Below are 15543 nucleotides of genomic sequence, written 5' to 3' on the forward strand. Positions count from 1 at the left end.
CCCCCGAGCAGGGGCGACCGAGGACCGGCGTACGGACCCGCTACTTCTTGGCGGAACCGGCGTTCTTGCCGAAGCGGGCCTCGAAGCGGGCGACGCGACCGCCGGTGTCGAGGATCTTCTGCTTGCCGGTGTAGAAGGGGTGGCACTCGGAGCACACGTCGGCACGGATGGTGCCGTCGGCGACGGTGCTACGGGTGGTGAACGACGCGCCACAGGTGCAGCTGACCTGGGTCTCGACGTACTCCGGGTGAATCTCGCGCTTCAAGGGATCTCCTAGGTTCGGGAGGGCACCGGGTCGCACCGCGGGATTGCGGGACGTGAACCGGGGCCGACGTACCAGTCTGCCAGCACTGGCCCGTACTCCCAAAACCGGGAGCCCGGACCACCTATTCCCGGCCGGGATCCGGGAGCGGGGCACCGGACGAAACGCCTACTTCACCCAGCCGCGCGCCAGTGCCTCGTCCCCGGCGGAGCCCTGCTTGGCCTGCGCCGGGACCGGGCGGTCCGCCCGGAGCGCCGACCAGACGAGTTCGGACTTGCCGTCCATGGGGACGACCCGGTTCGGGTCGGTCTGGTCGTACTGGACCGGCATGGTCACCATGTCCAGATCGCCGGACCCGATGTCCTTCAGGCTCGACGCGAAGCCCACCAGCGCGTTGACCGACGCCAGCTCGGAGTCGGTGGTGAGCGCCTTGGTCGCGGTGTCCGCGGTGTCGTACAGCTTGGCCGGGTTGGTCAGCAGCCCCACGCTGTGCGCCTGGCCCAGCAGCGCCTTGACGAACGCCTGCTGCAGCTGGATGCGGCCCAGGTCGCTGCCGTCCCCCACACCGTGCCGGGTGCGGACCAGGCCCAGCGCCTGCTCGCCGTCGAGGTTGTGGGTGCCGGCCGGCAGGTCGAGGTGGCTGTCCTTGTCGTTGATCGGCTTGGTGGTGGTGACCGGCACCCCGCCCATCGCGTTGATCAGGTTCTTGAAGCCGGTGAAGTCCACCTCGATGTAGTGGTCCATGCGGATCCCGGTCATCGACTCGACCGTCTTGACCGCGCAGGCCGGACCGCCGACCGAGTACGCGTCGTTGAACATGTCGCTGGGCGAGGCGGGCACCGTGGTCCCGTCGGACTTGGTGCAGGCCGGGCGGTGGACGAGGGTGTCCCGCGGAATGCTCACCACCGTGGCCTTGCGGTGGCCGTTGTACAGGTGGACGATCATCGCGGTGTCGGACCGGGCACCGCCCTCGTCCCGGCCGTACTGGCCGTTCTTGCCGGCCCGTGAGTCGGAGCCGAGCACGAGGATGTCCATCGAGCCGTTGTCGATGTTCTTCGGGCGGTCCTTGCCCAGCTGGGCGTTGATGTCGACGCCGGTGATGTTGCCGTTCAGCCTGAGGTAGGCGTACCCGAGGCCCACGCCGCCGAGGACCACGGCCCCGGCGAGCGCCCAGGCGGTGATCCGCAGCGCCCTGCGGCGCGGCTTGCGGCGACGGCCCGGGCCGCGCAGTATGCGGCCGGTCGTCGGCTTGTCGTTCATCTGTCCTCGCTTCTTCCTCCGGCTACCCCCAATCGCCACGCGAATGCCGTCGTAACGGACCATTCCGGGGTGTCAGACGTCTGCTCGCTCCGCGCCAGTTCCAGTCCCTGAAGTGGCGAACGTCTCGTATGCCTGCCTTGCACCGGCACACAGCGAGGGCAGAAGGAGGGCAGAGGAAAAGGGGCCGCCCCCGTCACCGAAGTGAGGGGGGCGGCCCCGGCGGCACAACTCGCCTGTCAGTCGCCGCCGTTGCCCGGCGTCGTCTTGGCGATCTGCATCAGGAACTCGGCGTTGGACTTGGTCTGCTTCATCTTGTCCAGCAGCAGCTCGATCGCCTGCTGCGAGTCCAGCGCGTGCAGCACCCGGCGCAGCTTCCACACGATGCTGAGCTCCTCCGGCGCCAGCAGGATCTCCTCCTTGCGGGTGCCGGACGGGTCGACGTCCACCGCGGGGAAGATCCGCTTGTCGGCGAGCTTGCGGTCCAGCCGCAGCTCCATGTTTCCGGTGCCCTTGAACTCCTCGAAGATCACCTCGTCCATCCGCGAACCGGTCTCGACCAGCGCGGTGGCCAGGATGGTCAGCGAACCGCCGTCCTCGATGTTGCGCGCGGCACCGAAGAACTTCTTCGGCGGGTACAGCGCGGTGGAGTCCACACCACCGGACAGGATGCGGCCGGAGGCGGGCGCGGCCAGGTTGTACGCCCGGCCCAGACGGGTGATGGAGTCCAGCAGCACGACCACGTCGTGGCCCAGCTCCACCAGGCGCTTGGCACGCTCGATGGCCAGCTCCGCGACCGTGGTGTGGTCCTCGGCCGGGCGGTCGAAGGTCGAGGAGATGACCTCGCCCTTGACCGACCGCTGCATGTCGGTGACCTCTTCCGGACGCTCGTCGACCAGGACGACCATCAGGTGGCACTCGGGGTTGTTGTGGGTGATCGCGTTGGCGATCGCCTGCATGATCATGGTCTTGCCGGTCTTCGGCGGGGCCACGATCAGACCGCGCTGGCCCTTGCCGATCGGCGCGACCAGGTCGATGATCCGCGGGGTCAGCTGGTTCGGCTCGTTCTCCAGCCGCAGCCGCTCCTGCGGGTACAGCGGGGTGAGCTTGCCGAACTCCGGCCGCCCCCGGCCGGTTTCGGGCGCCATGCCGTTCACGGAGTCGAGCCGGACGAGGGCGTTGAACTTCTCCCGCCGCTCGCCGTCCTTCGGCTGCCGCACCGCACCGGTGACGTGGTCGCCCTTGCGCAGGCCGTTCTTGCGGACCTGGGCCAGCGAGACGTACACGTCGTTCGGGCCCGGCAGGTAGCCGGAGGTGCGGATGAACGCGTAGTTGTCCAGGATGTCGAGGATGCCGGCGACCGGGATCAGCACGTCGTCCTCGGCCAGCTGCGGCTCGCCCGCGAATTCGTCCCGGCCCCGGCGGCCGCGACGGTCGCGGTACCGGCCCCGGCGACCACGGCGGCCGCCCTCGAAGTCGTCGTCGCCCTGACCCTGGCGGTCCTGGCGGTCCTGGCGCTCCTGGCGGTCGCCCTGACCGGCGGCGCCCTCCTCGCCCCGGCGGCGGTCCCGCTGGCGGTCCCGGCGGCCCTCGCGGTCACCGCGCTCGCCGCGCTCCTGGCGGTCGCCCTTCTGGCGGTCCCGGCGGCCCTCGCGGTCGCCCTGGCCCTGTTCGGCGGCCTCGCCCTTGCCCTGCTCGGCGGGCGCGGCCTTGGGCTCGACGGTGGCGGTGGCCGTGGCGGCGGACTGCTCGGCGGCCTTCGGCTCGGCCTTCTCGGCGACGGCCTTGTCGGCGGCGGTACGGCGGCCGCGGCGCTCGGCGGCGGGCTTCTCACCGGCGGGCTGGCCCGGAATGTCGATCTGCTGCTGGCCCTCGGCGGGCGCGGCCTTGGGCTCGGCGGCGGCCTCACCGGTGCGCGTCCGCGAGGTGGTGCGGCGCTTGGGCTTCTCGGCGGCGGGCGCGGCGGCGGTCGAGCCGCCGCCCGCCTGCCGCTCCTTGATGACCTCGATCAACTGGCCCTTGCGCATCCGCGCGGTGCCCTTGATTCCGAGTGCCGAGGCCACCTGCTGGAGCTCAGCGAGGACCATGCCCTCAAGGCCGGTGCCAGACCGGCGACGCCTGGTGGCGGTACCGCTGGCAGGCGCGGCGGCATCGGATGCGGCGGCAGCGCTGTCTGCGCGCATCAGATCGGTGGTGTCGCTCACGAAGGGTCCTTCCCTGGAGCGGGCGTCGGCCTGATCGGCTCGGCGACCGGTTGTGCTGTCCGGATTCCGGGCTTTCGTTGCGGTGCCCGGATCCGGGGCGGTGGTCCGCCTGATGGCGGGAGAAATAACTGCGTGGTGGTTTCGGTGCGACGAGGTCACACGAAGATGGCCGATCCTTCGCACCTAACTCCGGAGCGTGCTCGGCACTGCAAAGGCAGGCTGCTCAGGCAGTGTGGGAGGCTCCCGGAAGAATGGCGATCCCGCGACGGAACACCCCGATACGGGACACACAGCACCGCGGCACCATACACATGCATGGTCCGTCGAGTGCAGACTTGAGGTTAACACTACCTGATCCAACAAATATTCCCCCTCTCCGCGCCCGGCAATCGTGCTTCGGGACTGTGCCGGTCGTACCGCCGGTGCGGCGGGTACGGGGCGCGGTGCTGCCGCGCGCAGTTCTTCCCTTGTCGCCCATTGGCTCAAACCCCCGCCTCGTCCCCCGGGTCATTGGACGGCCGCTCCCGAGGCGTCCGTACCCGCACTGGCCAACGGGAGCACACAGGCCCCCGAAGCATCCATCGTCAGCCGGTTGGCCGCCCAGCCCGCTCCGGCCACCGCGGCCACCTTGTCCGCCGTAGCGTCCTCCGCCAGTGCCAGTACGGTGGGCCCGGCACCGGAGATGACGGCCGGTACGCCATCCGCGCGCAACCGGTTGACCAGCGCGACGCTCTCCGGCATCGCCGGTTCCCGGTACTCCTGGTGCAGCCGGTCCTCGGTGGCCGCCAGCAGCAGTTCCGGGCGCCGGGTCAGCGCCTCCACCAGCAGCGCGGCGCGCCCGGCGTTGACCGCCGCGTCCACGTGCGGAACGGTGCGCGGCAGCAGTCCCCGCGCGGTCTCGGTGAGCACCGGCTTGGCCGGTACGAAGACCACCGGGACGACGGACGGCGCCGGGTCCATCCGGATCGCTCTGGCCGCCCCGGACTCGGTCCAGGCCAGAGTGAATCCGCCGAGCAGACAGGCCGCCACGTTGTCCGGGTGGCCCTCGATCTCCGTGGCCAGTTCCAGCATCGCCGTGTCGTCCAGCCGCTCGGGCCCGCCTATCGTCACCGCGCGGGCGGCCATGATGCCCGCGCAGATGGCGGCGGACGACGAGCCCAGGCCGCGGCCGTGCGGAATGCGGTTGGCGCACACCACCTCAAGGCCCCGCGGCTGTCCGCCGAGCAGGTCGAAGGTGGTACGCAGGGACCGTACGACCAGGTGCCGCTCGTCGCGGCTGAGGGTGTCGGCGCCTTCCCCCGCGATGTCGACGTGCAGCCCGCAGTCGGCGACCCGGACCACGACGTCGTCGTACAGTCCCAGGGCCAGACCGAGGGCGTCGAAGCCCGGTCCGAGGTTGGCGCTGGTCGCGGGGGTGCGCACTCGGACGGCGGCTGCGCGGAAGGCTGGACCGGCCATCGGTCGAAGAGTCTCCTTGTGTGGCAAGTGCAGTGCTGCCTCGGGGCCTTGGCGTCATCGGCCGATGGCAACGCGAGGGCTTGTCCGTCGCCCGGAGGCGAACGGTGGCGACACGGGCCAATGCCAATGGCATGGGCCGGAGCGGCACACGACGGCGCCGATAGGTGCCAGCCTATCGAAGGAAGGTTCTGCTGCGACATAGGGCGCACACACGGCGCGCGATGCGTGTCGCACGCCGTGCCATGCGCTCCCCGCAGGTCGGGCGGTCCTTCAACGGGCCGCGGTGATCGCGGCCGCTGTCAGATGCCGCGACACCGCCGGTCCACACCATCGTGGTCGCTCACCGTCGCGGCGGCCTTCCTCCGGGGCAAGCCCCCACGGTCCTGGGAGGAGGCTTACGCCAACCCCAGCCGCTCGGCCGCCGCGTCGGCGTCCACCGGAACGGTGATCGGCTGCGGTGCGCCGGCGACCGCCCAGTCCGGGTCCTTCAGGCCGTTTCCGGTCACCGTGCAGACGATCCGCTGGCCCGGGTCGACCCTGCCCTCCTCCGCGGCCTTGAGCAGACCGGCCACCGAGGCGGCCGAGGCAGGTTCCACGAAGACGCCCTCACGCGAGGCCAACAGCCGGTAGGCCGACAGGATTTGGCGGTCCGTCACAGCTTCGATCAGGCCGCCGGACTCGTCCCTGGCCGCCTCCGCGAACTTCCAGGAGGCGGGGTTGCCGATCCGGATCGCGGTGGCGATGGTCTGCGGGTTGCGCACCGGGGCACCGGTGACGATCGGCGCGGAACCGGCCGCCTGGAATCCCCACATCCGGGGCGTACGGGTGGCCATGCCGTCGGCCGCGTACTCCCGGTAGCCCTTCCAGTAGGCGGTGATGTTGCCCGCGTTGCCCACCGGGAGCACATGGATGTCGGGCGCGTCGCCGAGGGCGTCCACGATCTCGAACGCGGCGGTCTTCTGCCCCTCGATGCGCACCGGGTTGACCGAATTCACCAGCGCCACCGGGTACTTCTCGGACAGTCCGCGGGCGAGATCCAGACAGTCGTCGAAGTTACCGTCGACCTGGAGGATCCGCGAGCCGTGCACCAGCGCCTGGCCCATCTTGCCGAGCGCGATCTTCCCCTGCGGGACCAGCACCGCGCAGACCATCCCAGCCCGTACCGCGTAAGCCGCCGCGGACGCCGAGGTGTTGCCGGTGGACGCGCAGATCACCGCCTGGGCACCGGCCTCCTTGGCCTTGGAGATGGCCATGGTCATGCCGCGGTCCTTGAACGAACCGGTGGGGTTGGCCCCCTCGACCTTCAAGTAGACGTCACAGCCGGTGCGGTCGGAGAGCAGCTGCGCGGGAACGAGCGGGGTGCCACCCTCCAGCAGCGTGACCACGGGAGTCTCGGCGGTCACCGGGAGCCGGTCCCGGTACTCCTCGATGATGCCGCGCCACTGGTGGGTGCCGGACATTCGTGGCCGATCGACAACTGCGTTCATCTCGGATTACTCCCCTTCCACACGCATGATGCTCGCGACGCCCCGTACGGTGTCGAGTTTCCGCAGGGCCTCGACGGTCGCCGACAGGGCGGCGTCGGGCGCGCGGTGGGTGACGACGACGAGCGACGCCTCGCCGCCCGCCCCTCGCCCGCCGCCCTCGAACGAGGCGCCTTCGGCGCCGCTGTGACGTTCCTTGGCCTGCTGGCGGACCGTGTCGATGGACACGTCGTGCTCCGCGAAGACCGTGGCGACCTGGGCGAGTACGCCGGGTTTGTCGGCCACGTCCAGGCTGATGTGGTAGCGCGTGACCACCTCGCCCATCGGGCTCACCGGCAGCTGGGTGTACGCGGACTCGCCCACGCCGGTGGTGGTCGCCAGCTTGTTGCGGCAGGCCGCCACCAGGTCGCCGAGGACCGCGGAGGCGGTCGGCGCGCCGCCCGCGCCGGGCCCGTAGAACATCAACTGCCCGGCCGCGTCGGCCTCCACGAAGACCGCGTTGTACGCCTCGCGGACGCTGGCCAGCGGGTGGCTGAGCGGGATCATCGCCGGGTGGACGCGCGCCGTCACCGACCTGCCGTCCGCGCTGCGCTCGCAGATCGCCAGCAGCTTGACCGTGCAGCCCATCCGCTTGGCCGATGCGATGTCGGCGGCGGTGACCTCGGTGAGGCCCTCGCGGTGCACGTCGTCGATGGTGACGCGGGTGTGGAAGGCGATCCCGGCCAGGATCGCGGCCTTGGCGGCGGCGTCGAACCCCTCGACGTCGGCGGTCGGGTCGGCCTCCGCGTAACCCAGCGCGGTGGCCTCGTCCAGCGCCTCGGAGTACCCGGCGCCGGTGCTGTCCATCCGGTCGAGGATGAAGTTGGTGGTGCCGTTGACGATGCCCAGCACCCGGTTGACCTTGTCACCGGCGAGCGACTCGCGCAGCGGCCGGATCAGCGGGATGGCACCGGCCACCGCGGCCTCGTAGTACAGGTCCACGCCGTGCTCCACGGCGGCGGCGTGCAGCGTGGCGCCGTCGGCGGCGAGCAGCGCCTTGTTGGCGGAGACCACGCTGGCTCCGTGCTCGAACGCGGTGGTGATCAGGGTGCGCACCGGCTCGATGCCGCCGATGACCTCCACCACCACGTCGATGTCGCCGCGTTTGACCAGGGCGGTGGCGTCGGTGGTGATCAGCTCGGCGGGTACGCCCTTGCGTACCCGGTCCGGTCGGCGCACCGCGATTCCGGCCAGCTCCACCGGGGCGCCGATCCGGGCCGTGAGGTCGTCCGCGTGCGTCGTCATGATGCGCGCCACCTCTGAGCCGACCACTCCACAGCCCAGCAGCGCCACCTTCAGCGGACGCGTACGCATCATCCGACCTCGTCTCTCAGCAATTCCTTGAACAACTTTTTGAGTTTAAGCTGCAACCAGTCCTGTCAGTCTCGCCGACCGGACGGAGGATTCCCTCCCCCGTCCAGCATCCGAGACCAAGATCTTGCTAGCCGATATCGAGCCGCAGAAGATCCTCCTCCGTCTCCCGCCGCACGATCACCCGCGCCTGCCCGTCCTTGACCACCACGACCGGGGGGCGCAGCGCGTGGTTGTAGTTGCTGGCCATGGAACGGCAGTACGCGCCCGTGGCGGGCACCGCCAGCAGATCGCCCGGCGCCAGGTCCGAGGGCAAGAACGCGTCCCGCACCACGATGTCACCGGACTCACAGTGCTTTCCGACCACCCGGGTGAGCATCGGCGCCGCGTCGGAGGAACGGGAGACCAACGCCACGCTGTACTCGGCGTCGTAGAGCGCGGTGCGGATGTTGTCCGACATACCGCCGTCAACGCTGACGTAGGTACGCAGACCCTCCAGCGGCTTGATGGTGCCGACCTCGTACAGCGTGAACGCCGTCGGGCCGACGATCGCCCGGCCGGGCTCAACCGACAGCCGCGGCACGGAAAGCCCGGCCGCCGCGCACTCCCGGGTGACGATCTCGGCCAGCGCCTTGGCGATCTCGTGCGGCTCGCGCGGGTCGTCCTCCGAGGTGTAGGCGATGCCCAGACCGCCGCCGAGGTCGATCTCCGGCAGCTCCACACCGTGCTCGTCCCGCACCTGCTTCAGCAGCCCGACCACGCGGTGCGCGGCCACCTCGAACCCCGAGGTGTCGAAGATCTGCGATCCGATGTGCGAGTGGATGCCGATGAGTTCGAGGCTGTCCAGCATCAGCGTCCGGCGCACCGCCTCGGCAGCCTGGCCGTCGGCCAGCGCCACGCCGAACTTCTGGTCCTCGTGGGCGGTGGCGATGAACTCGTGGGTGTGCGCCTCGACGCCGACGGTCACCCGGATCTGCACCCGCTGCCGCTTGCCGAGCCGCTCGGCGATCCCGGCGACCCGGACGATCTCCTGGAACGAGTCGAGCACTATCCGCCCGACGCCCGCCTCGACCGCCCGCTCGATCTCCCGGACGCTCTTGTTGTTGCCGTGCAGCGCGATCCGCTCGGCGGGCATACCGGCCGACAGCGCGGTGGCCAACTCCCCCTCGGAGCAGACGTCGAGGTTGAGCCCCTCCTCGTGCAGCCAGCGCACCACCGCGCGGGAGAGGAAGGCCTTGCCCGCGTAGAAGACGTCGGCGTCCGGGCCGAACGCCTCCCGCCAGGCGCGGCAGCGGCCCCGGAAGTCGTCCTCGTCGAGAACGTACGCCGGAGTGCCGAACTCCGCGGCCAGCGACCGGACATCGATCCCGCCCACCTCGACCGCGCCGTCGGCGTTGCGGGTGACGGTACGGGACCAGACCTTCGGGTCGAGCGCGTTGAGGTCGGTGGGCGGCGCGGTGTAGTGGCCCTCGGGCAGAACGTCGGCGTAGCGGGGCCCAGCGGGGTGTGCGGAACGAGACATGGTGCTCTGAAACTCCTCAGAGGTGTTCGGGCGCGGAGATGCCGAGCAGGGTCAGGCCGCCCGCGAGCACCGTCCCGGCCGCTTCGGCGAGCGACAGCCGGGCCCGGTGGGCGGCCGAGGGTTTCTCGTCACCGCGGGGCAGATGCGGACACATGTCATGGCAGACGAAGAAGGCGTCGGCCGTCAGCTCCAGGTGCCGGGCGACCCGGTCCGGGGAGCGGTGCCGGGCGGCGGCCTCCACGATGCGCGGGAAGTCGGCGATCACACCGAGCAGCCGGTGCTCCGCCGGATGGCCGTAGCGGCCGTCGGGATCCGGCGCGATGCCCAGGTCCCGGGCGTTGCGCAGCAGGGCACGGGTACGGGCATGGGCGTACTGGACGCGGAAGAGGGGGTTCGACTCCCGCTGGGCGAGGAGTTCGGCGGGGTCGAGCCGGGGGGTGTCGCCGGGGGGCGGGCGCAGCAGGGCCCAGCGGGCGGCGTCGGGAGTCAGGGCCGAGAGGCGTTCGGCGCGGGCACCGGGGTCGGCGGCGGGGTGCTCATGCCCCGAGCGTGCTGGCCGTACCCGTACCGTCTCCGGTGGCCCCTCCTGCGCCCCGCACGCCCGCAGCAGCCGGTTGCCCGCCTCGGCGACGGCTGCGGCACGCGGTTCGCCGTCGTGTGTGAGGGTGACGCGGGTACCGGCCAACGAGCTGTTGTGGCCGTAGGCCGCGCCCCGCGCCAGCACCTCCCGTACCAGTCCGGCGTGCGCGGCGGCTTCGAGCGTGATGTTCAGGAACCCCGGATCGGCGATCTCCACCCGGGCGATCCCGGGGCAGCGGGCGAGCCGCCCGGCCAGGATCTCCGCGACCTGCCGCGGCTGCCGCCCCGCCGCCCTGGCGAGCCGCAGCGCGACGTTGGTCGCGTAGTCCCCCTGCCGCGGTCCGCGCGGGCGCTCCACGACGACCCGCTCGGGCACGGCCACCCGCAGCTCATCAGCCTCCACGGCATGGCGGACCGTACTCAGCACGGTCCGGGAGAGCTCGGCGGGGGTCACAAGGAAAGCGTAGGCGAGAAGGGGGGTGGTCCCGCGAATGGGTTTCACGTACTGGGCGGTCGCCTACGAGCACCGCGGGCTGGACGCCGGAAGCCCCTCCGACTGCTCGGGATCGGCCGCGGGACCGGCGTGCATCAGCCGCCGTACCATCCGCACCAGCTCCGCGGGCTCGAACGGCTTGGCGAGGAAAGCATCCACCGCGGCCCGCTCCCCGTCCTCGACCTCCGGCCGACTGCACGCGCTGACGATCGCGATCCGCAGATGCCGGGTACGCGGGTCGGCCCGCAACCGGGCGGCGGCCCGCAGCCCGTCCATCCGCGGCATGACGACGTCCAGGGTGACCACGTCGGGCCGCACCTGGTGCACGATGTCCAGGCACTCCGCACCATCAGCCGCGGTCACGACCTCGAAACCCTCCAGTTCGAGGTTGACCCTGATCAGCTGTCGGATGACCTTGTTGTCGTCGACGACAAGAACCCGCCCGGACGCGCCCTGCACATCTGAAGCCTAGGCGCGCACCACCGGTTGCGTCCGCGTTTTACCCACTTCTTCCCCGTGCGAGGGAGCTTTCCGCAACGCACGGACGCACCCCCGAACCATGCGGTACCCCCCACAAAAACCCTGTACACACCCACCCTCCAGAAGCTGGTAGGGTTCTACCCGTCGCCGCCACAAGGCCGACAAGCCCCCGTAGCTCAGGGGATAGAGCAACGGCCTCCGGAGCCGTGTGCGCAGGTTCGAATCCTGCCGGGGGCACCTTGATCCAGGTGCCGAAAGACCCCGCGCCCAGCGAGAACGCTGGTGGCGGGGTCTTTGTGCTTGCGGTGCCATGACGGTGATCACGTACGCGGGTCAGCGTGGCGTTTCGAGGAGGGGAAGCGTGGTGGCCGAGCGGCGCGTGGCATGCGGGTTGTCCCTCGTCGCCGCCGCGGGGATGTTGGCCGGGTGTGGCCACGCGCCGGGCGCGCCTCGGGTGGCGCCGTCGGTGTACTCCACGCCGAACGGGGCCGAGCCGGTCGTTCCGCCGGTGCGGGTTGATCCGTCGGGGCGCGTGCTGCGTCTGCGGATTGCCGGTGGTGGCTGTTCGGTCGTTTCGGCCGCGGCTGAGGAGACGGCCACCGTGGTGCGGGTGACGGCTCGCAGGGTTGAGCACGACCCGCCACCAGGTGGCGCCTGCGCCGCAGACGTGCGCATCGACGGCGTCACGGTGCGTCTCCAACGACGGCTGGGACACAGGGCGTTGGTGGATGGGGCGACAGGGGAGACGATTCGGCCGCTTCGCGATTCGGGGTAGGGCGGCTTCGCTATCGTCGCCCCATGCTGCTCTGGATCAACGGCCCGTTCGGGGGCGGGAAGACGCAGACCGCGTACGAGCTTCGGCGGCGGTTGGCGGGAAGCGTGGTGTGTGATCCGGAGCATGTGGGGTTCGGGCTGCACCGGATGTTGCCGAAGGGGATGCGGGGGGACTTCCAGGACCTGGTGAGTTGGCGGCATGGAGTGCGGGAGGTGCTGGACCTCGTGCTGCGGCGGCACGGCGGGACGGTCATCGCGCCGATGACGCTGGTCGAGCCGCGCTACTTCGCGGAGATCGTCGGGGAGTTGCGGGCCGCGGGGCACGATGTGCGGCACTTCGCGCTGCTCGCCGAACGGGAGACCGTGTTGCGGCGGCTCAGGGAGCGCGGATGGGGCCGCGGGGTCAAGTGGGAGAGCTTCGCCGTACGGCGGCTCGACGAGTGTCTGGAGCGGCTGGGCGGTAAGGAGTTCGCCGAGCACATCCAGACGGACGCACTGACGGTTCCGCAGGTAGCCGACCGCATCGCCGGGTCAGCCGGGCTGCCCATCGCCCCCGCCACCGGTGGCCCGCTGCGCGGTCGGCTGCGCCGGTACGCGGTCGGCGTTCGGCACATTCGGTTCGACTGAGGCGACCGGGTGGGCCAGTTTGGACGTGTCAACGAACAGGCCCGCGAACGCCAGCACCGCGGCCGTCAGCGCGGGCACGCTGTTGGGATGGTTGCCGTGCACCGTGACCGCGACGCCGGTGATGACCACACCGGTCAGGCCCACGGCGGTCAGGGTGATCCACACCCAGGACTCGAAGTCCCGCCAACGCCCCTCCCGGGGCTTGCCGTTGGGGTTGATCACCGCCCCGAACAGTGCCGTGGCCACGATGGACAGGTCCCTGGTCAGCGTCGACAGATCGGTGTTCGCCGTCTTCCACGCGGTCACGCTGAGGAACGACATCAGCGCGAGGAACCCCAGCGCCAGCACGATCGCCGTGACAGCGCGCTGCACGGCGTTGAGCGACGGCCTCACTTGCGCACCGCCTCCGCCGCCTCCTCCGCGCAGCCCCAGGAGACCGTGATGCCCGCGCCCCCGTGGCCGTAGTTGTGGACGCACACCGCGCCCTTCAGGTCCGCCGACTCCTCGCGTTCCAGGCGCACTTCGTCGCGGACCGGGCGCAGGCCGGTGCGGTGCTCCAGGACGCGGGCGGTGGCGATCCGGGGGTCGATCGCGGCGCAGCGGTCGATGATGGCGGCGGCCACCGCCGGATCAGGGGTGGTGTCCCACACGTCCTCGCGGGCGGTGCCGCCCAGCAGCAGGCCGTACGGCTGGGGGAAGAGGTAGACCGTTTCCGCGCCCTCGTCGCCCGCGCGCACGAACCACTCGGTCAGGCCCGGGTTCTCCACGATCACCAGCTGGCCCTGGACCGGGCGCACCCGGGGGTCGGGGACGAGGTCGCGGGCGGCCAGGCCGGTGCAGTTGACGATGCGCGGGCAGTGGCGGGCCGCCTCGGCGAGACTGCCGACCGTGCGCTGCTCCAGCGTGCCGCCCGCCGCGACCAGGCGCCTGCAGAGGTAGTCCAGATGCGTGGGCATGTCGACCAGCGGGAGGCTGGCGCGGAAGCCCGAGGTGTATCCGGGCGGGAGCTCGTGCGGCTCGGCCCGCCGCAGATCGCGGACGGTGTCCGTCCAGTACGGCAGTGGAAGATCGCCTTCCAGCGCCTGGACGCCCGGCACCAGGCGGACGCCGGTCTCCTCCGGGCGCCGCGCGAGTTCGCCGAGCACCTCGAAGGTGCGGCGCGACCATGCGGCGACGCGGTCCCGTGGCTCGATGCGGTACGGCTCCCACAGCGCCCCGGCGACCGCGGACGTGGTGCGGTCCACCGGGTCGCGGCTCCACACCCGTACCCCCACGCCGGACTCGGCCAGCCGGATGGCCGTGGTCAGTCCGATGACCCCGCCGCCGATCACGATCGCGTCACATGAGTCGGGTGACATGCCTTGGGCGCTGCCTCTCAGTCGGTCCGGTCTGACACGTTGACGGTGACCCGCTCCCCCGGGCGGCCGTGCACCGGCAACACCCTTACCACTCCCGGTCGTTGGCGGGTGGGCTGGTCGATGAGTATCCCCGATCTCATGGAGACGGAGACTCGGACGCCGTTCGGGAAGGCGGTGGACGGAAGGATGATCTGCGTTTCCGCTCGGCCGATGGTGCGGCGCAGGGTCGCCGTGAGGCGGTACGTGTGATGTGCCGGGTCGTACGACTCGGCGTCCGGGGTTCCGGACACCGCCGTCGCGTACGGCCAGAACGCGGGCTGCTTGCCGGGAGCGGGCCGGCCGTCGGCGTCGTACCCGCAGTAGCCCGCGCCGCCCGCGGCGCGGCAGTCGTACCACATGGTCCAGCCGGTCGCGAACCGCCGCATGGACGCGACCTGTCGGGTCACCAGCCGGGCGTTGCCGGGGGTGGTGGCGGACGGCGGACCCCACTCGCCGACCAGCACGGGGAGCCGGTGGGCGGCCGGGTAGCGGGTGATGGCCTCCTGGTACGCGGCGATGAAGCCGTCGCCGGGGTTCCAGTCGGCGCCGGACTCGACCGCGGTGTCGTAGTAGTGCGGGGCGTAGCCGAGGCGAGGCGGTCCGACCCGCGGGTCGGTGAAGCCGGGCAGCCGGGTCGGTACGCCCTCCCCGACCAGGACGGTCGGCTCCACGAACAGCCAGGCGCGCTGGTCCACCGCGCGGACCGCGGCGATCGCCCTGCGGTACATCGCGGCGAGCCGTCCGCGCTCCAGCGCGGCGGAGGCGGCGATCTGGACCCTGGGGTCGGTGGGGTCGCCGGGGAACGGCCCGCTCGGCTCGTTGAACAGGTCGTACCCGAGCAGCGAGGGGTGGCCGCGCAGCGCCAGGGCCACCGTCCGGTACCCGGCCGACTGGGCGGCGCGCAGGTCCGGGTCGTCGTACAGGTGCCGGAAGGCGGCCTGAACGGCCGGCTGGAAGTAGTCGGCGAACCAGTCGCCGGGATCGTGGTGAAACGGCAGACCGTCGGTACGGGTGGCCCAGCGCGGCAGTCCGTCGCCGCCGAACCGGGGGCCGTACACGTCCTGGTGCCAGTCGACCAGTACCAGTAGGTGGTAGCGGTCGGCCCAGCTCAGGACGTTGTCGAGGTAGTGGAGGTACGCGGTGTCGTAACGGCCCCTGCGGGGTTCCACGCGGCTCCACTGGATGTCCAGCCGCATGAGGTCGAAGCCGCTGGCGGCGAGTTGGGCCACGGCGGGCTCGGTGACGGCTTCCGTCTTGCCCAGGTTGAGGCCGTGCAGTTGCAGGGCTCGTCCCCGCGCGTCGGCCAGGTAGGTGCGGCCATGAGTGGTGACGGTCCCCGCGGGCGTCTCCAATGGGCGCGCCACGGGCGCCCCCGCTGCCCCGCCGGCCGCCCCGGCGGGTGCGGCCGCCCCCAGCACACTCACCGCCGCCGCGCATGCCACGACGGTTCGACCCAGTCTCAGACGCAGCCCCAGACCCCGGCACATGGCCCATGAGCATGGCGGCCAATCATGCTCGCGACAAGATGGTGAACACAAGGACTTTGCCCTGCCTTCACTTCGCCCCCCTCCTATCGTCTACAACCGTGTAGTAGGTTGAGGGCACTCGGTCCGGGCGTGGCAGCACCCCCCGGATGCGCCCGGGCCGAGTGTCACC

13 protein-coding genes and 1 tRNA gene are annotated in these 15543 nt (G+C 71.3%); 2 read left to right on the forward strand and 12 right to left on the reverse strand.

Annotation, left to right across the window (positions count from 1 at the left end; all coding sequences use genetic code 11):
* Positions 1-40 precede the first annotated feature (40 nt).
* The 9 genes from rpmE to P3G67_RS09170 all read right to left on the reverse strand — a co-directional run bounded on the left by rpmE (position 41) and on the right by P3G67_RS09170 (position 11068).
* Positions 41-265 (reverse strand): 50S ribosomal protein L31, encoded by a 225-nt coding sequence (gene rpmE / locus P3G67_RS09130; protein WP_269853203.1) that lies wholly within the window; start codon positions 263-265, stop codon positions 41-43.
* 165 nt (positions 266-430) lie between these two features.
* Entirely contained in the window at positions 431-1522 is a 1092-nt protein-coding gene (locus tag P3G67_RS09135) for an LCP family protein (protein WP_276092972.1), read from the reverse strand.
* Positions 1523-1758: 236 nt separating this feature from the next.
* A complete protein-coding gene (gene rho / locus P3G67_RS09140) occupies positions 1759-3723 on the reverse strand; it encodes a transcription termination factor Rho (RefSeq protein ID WP_276092973.1) in 1965 nt (654 codons plus the stop codon).
* A gap of 507 nt (positions 3724-4230) precedes the next feature.
* Positions 4231-5181 (reverse strand): homoserine kinase, encoded by a 951-nt coding sequence (gene thrB / locus P3G67_RS09145; RefSeq protein WP_269853206.1) that lies wholly within the window; start codon positions 5179-5181, stop codon positions 4231-4233.
* A 395-nt stretch (positions 5182-5576) separates the two neighbouring features.
* Entirely contained in the window at positions 5577-6668 is a 1092-nt protein-coding gene (gene thrC / locus P3G67_RS09150; protein WP_276092974.1) for a threonine synthase, read from the reverse strand.
* Positions 6669-6674: 6 nt separating this feature from the next.
* Positions 6675-8021, reverse strand: coding sequence for a homoserine dehydrogenase (locus tag P3G67_RS09155; RefSeq protein WP_269853208.1), 1347 nt, complete (start codon positions 8019-8021; stop codon positions 6675-6677).
* A 124-nt stretch (positions 8022-8145) separates the two neighbouring features.
* Entirely contained in the window at positions 8146-9537 is a 1392-nt protein-coding gene (lysA, locus tag P3G67_RS09160; protein ID WP_276092975.1) for a diaminopimelate decarboxylase, read from the reverse strand.
* 16 nt (positions 9538-9553) lie between these two features.
* Positions 9554-10570, reverse strand: coding sequence for an ArgS-related anticodon-binding protein NrtL (nrtL, locus tag P3G67_RS09165; RefSeq protein ID WP_276092976.1), 1017 nt, complete (start codon positions 10568-10570; stop codon positions 9554-9556).
* Positions 10571-10633: 63 nt separating this feature from the next.
* The gene (locus P3G67_RS09170; RefSeq protein ID WP_276092977.1) at positions 10634-11068 is read right to left on the reverse strand and encodes a response regulator; all 435 of its coding nucleotides are present in this window, start codon (positions 11066-11068) and stop codon (positions 10634-10636) included.
* 186 nt (positions 11069-11254) lie between these two features.
* Between P3G67_RS09170 and P3G67_RS09175 the strand changes: the two genes are divergently transcribed.
* Positions 11255-11326, forward strand: a tRNA-Arg gene (locus P3G67_RS09175).
* A gap of 561 nt (positions 11327-11887) precedes the next feature.
* A complete protein-coding gene (locus tag P3G67_RS09180; RefSeq protein ID WP_276092978.1) occupies positions 11888-12490 on the forward strand; it encodes an AAA family ATPase in 603 nt (200 codons plus the stop codon).
* Here P3G67_RS09180 and P3G67_RS09185 read toward each other — a convergent pair.
* Genes P3G67_RS09185 through P3G67_RS09195 form a run of 3 tightly spaced genes read right to left on the reverse strand, consistent with a single transcriptional unit; the run spans position 12395 to position 15251 of the window.
* Complete coding sequence (locus P3G67_RS09185; protein WP_276092979.1) at positions 12395-12883, reverse strand: hypothetical protein; 489 nt, start codon at positions 12881-12883, stop codon at positions 12395-12397. The two genes, P3G67_RS09180 and P3G67_RS09185, sit on opposite strands and share 96 nt — an antisense overlap.
* A complete protein-coding gene (locus P3G67_RS09190) occupies positions 12880-13848 on the reverse strand; it encodes an FAD-dependent oxidoreductase (RefSeq protein ID WP_276092980.1) in 969 nt (322 codons plus the stop codon). The genes P3G67_RS09185 and P3G67_RS09190 overlap by 4 nt, the downstream gene beginning before the upstream one ends.
* 17 nt (positions 13849-13865) lie before the next feature.
* Positions 13866-15251, reverse strand: coding sequence for a cellulase family glycosylhydrolase (locus P3G67_RS09195; RefSeq protein WP_276092981.1), 1386 nt, complete (start codon positions 15249-15251; stop codon positions 13866-13868).
* Between the last annotated feature and the right edge of the window lie 292 nt (positions 15252-15543).

This window comes from Streptomyces silvisoli (assembly GCF_029269905.1).
Classification (GTDB): domain Bacteria; phylum Actinomycetota; class Actinomycetes; order Streptomycetales; family Streptomycetaceae; genus Streptantibioticus_A; species Streptantibioticus_A silvisoli_A.

Bases quoted from the DNA above. Each gene is read 5' to 3' on its own strand.
- thrC (WP_276092974.1), bottom strand. From the start codon at position 6,668: ATGAACGCAGTTGTCGATCGGCCACGAATGTCCGGCACCCACCAGTGG.
- P3G67_RS09190 (WP_276092980.1), bottom strand. From the start codon at position 13,848: ATGTCACCCGACTCATGTGACGCGATCGTGATCGGCGGCGGGGTCATC.
- P3G67_RS09180 (WP_276092978.1), top strand. From the start codon at position 11,888: ATGCTGCTCTGGATCAACGGCCCGTTCGGGGGCGGGAAGACGCAGACC.
- P3G67_RS09155 (WP_269853208.1), bottom strand. From the start codon at position 8,021: ATGATGCGTACGCGTCCGCTGAAGGTGGCGCTGCTGGGCTGTGGAGTG.
- thrB (WP_269853206.1), bottom strand. From the start codon at position 5,181: ATGGCCGGTCCAGCCTTCCGCGCAGCCGCCGTCCGAGTGCGCACCCCC.
- P3G67_RS09135 (WP_276092972.1), bottom strand. From the start codon at position 1,522: ATGAACGACAAGCCGACGACCGGCCGCATACTGCGCGGCCCGGGCCGT.
- lysA (WP_276092975.1), bottom strand. From the start codon at position 9,537: ATGTCTCGTTCCGCACACCCCGCTGGGCCCCGCTACGCCGACGTTCTG.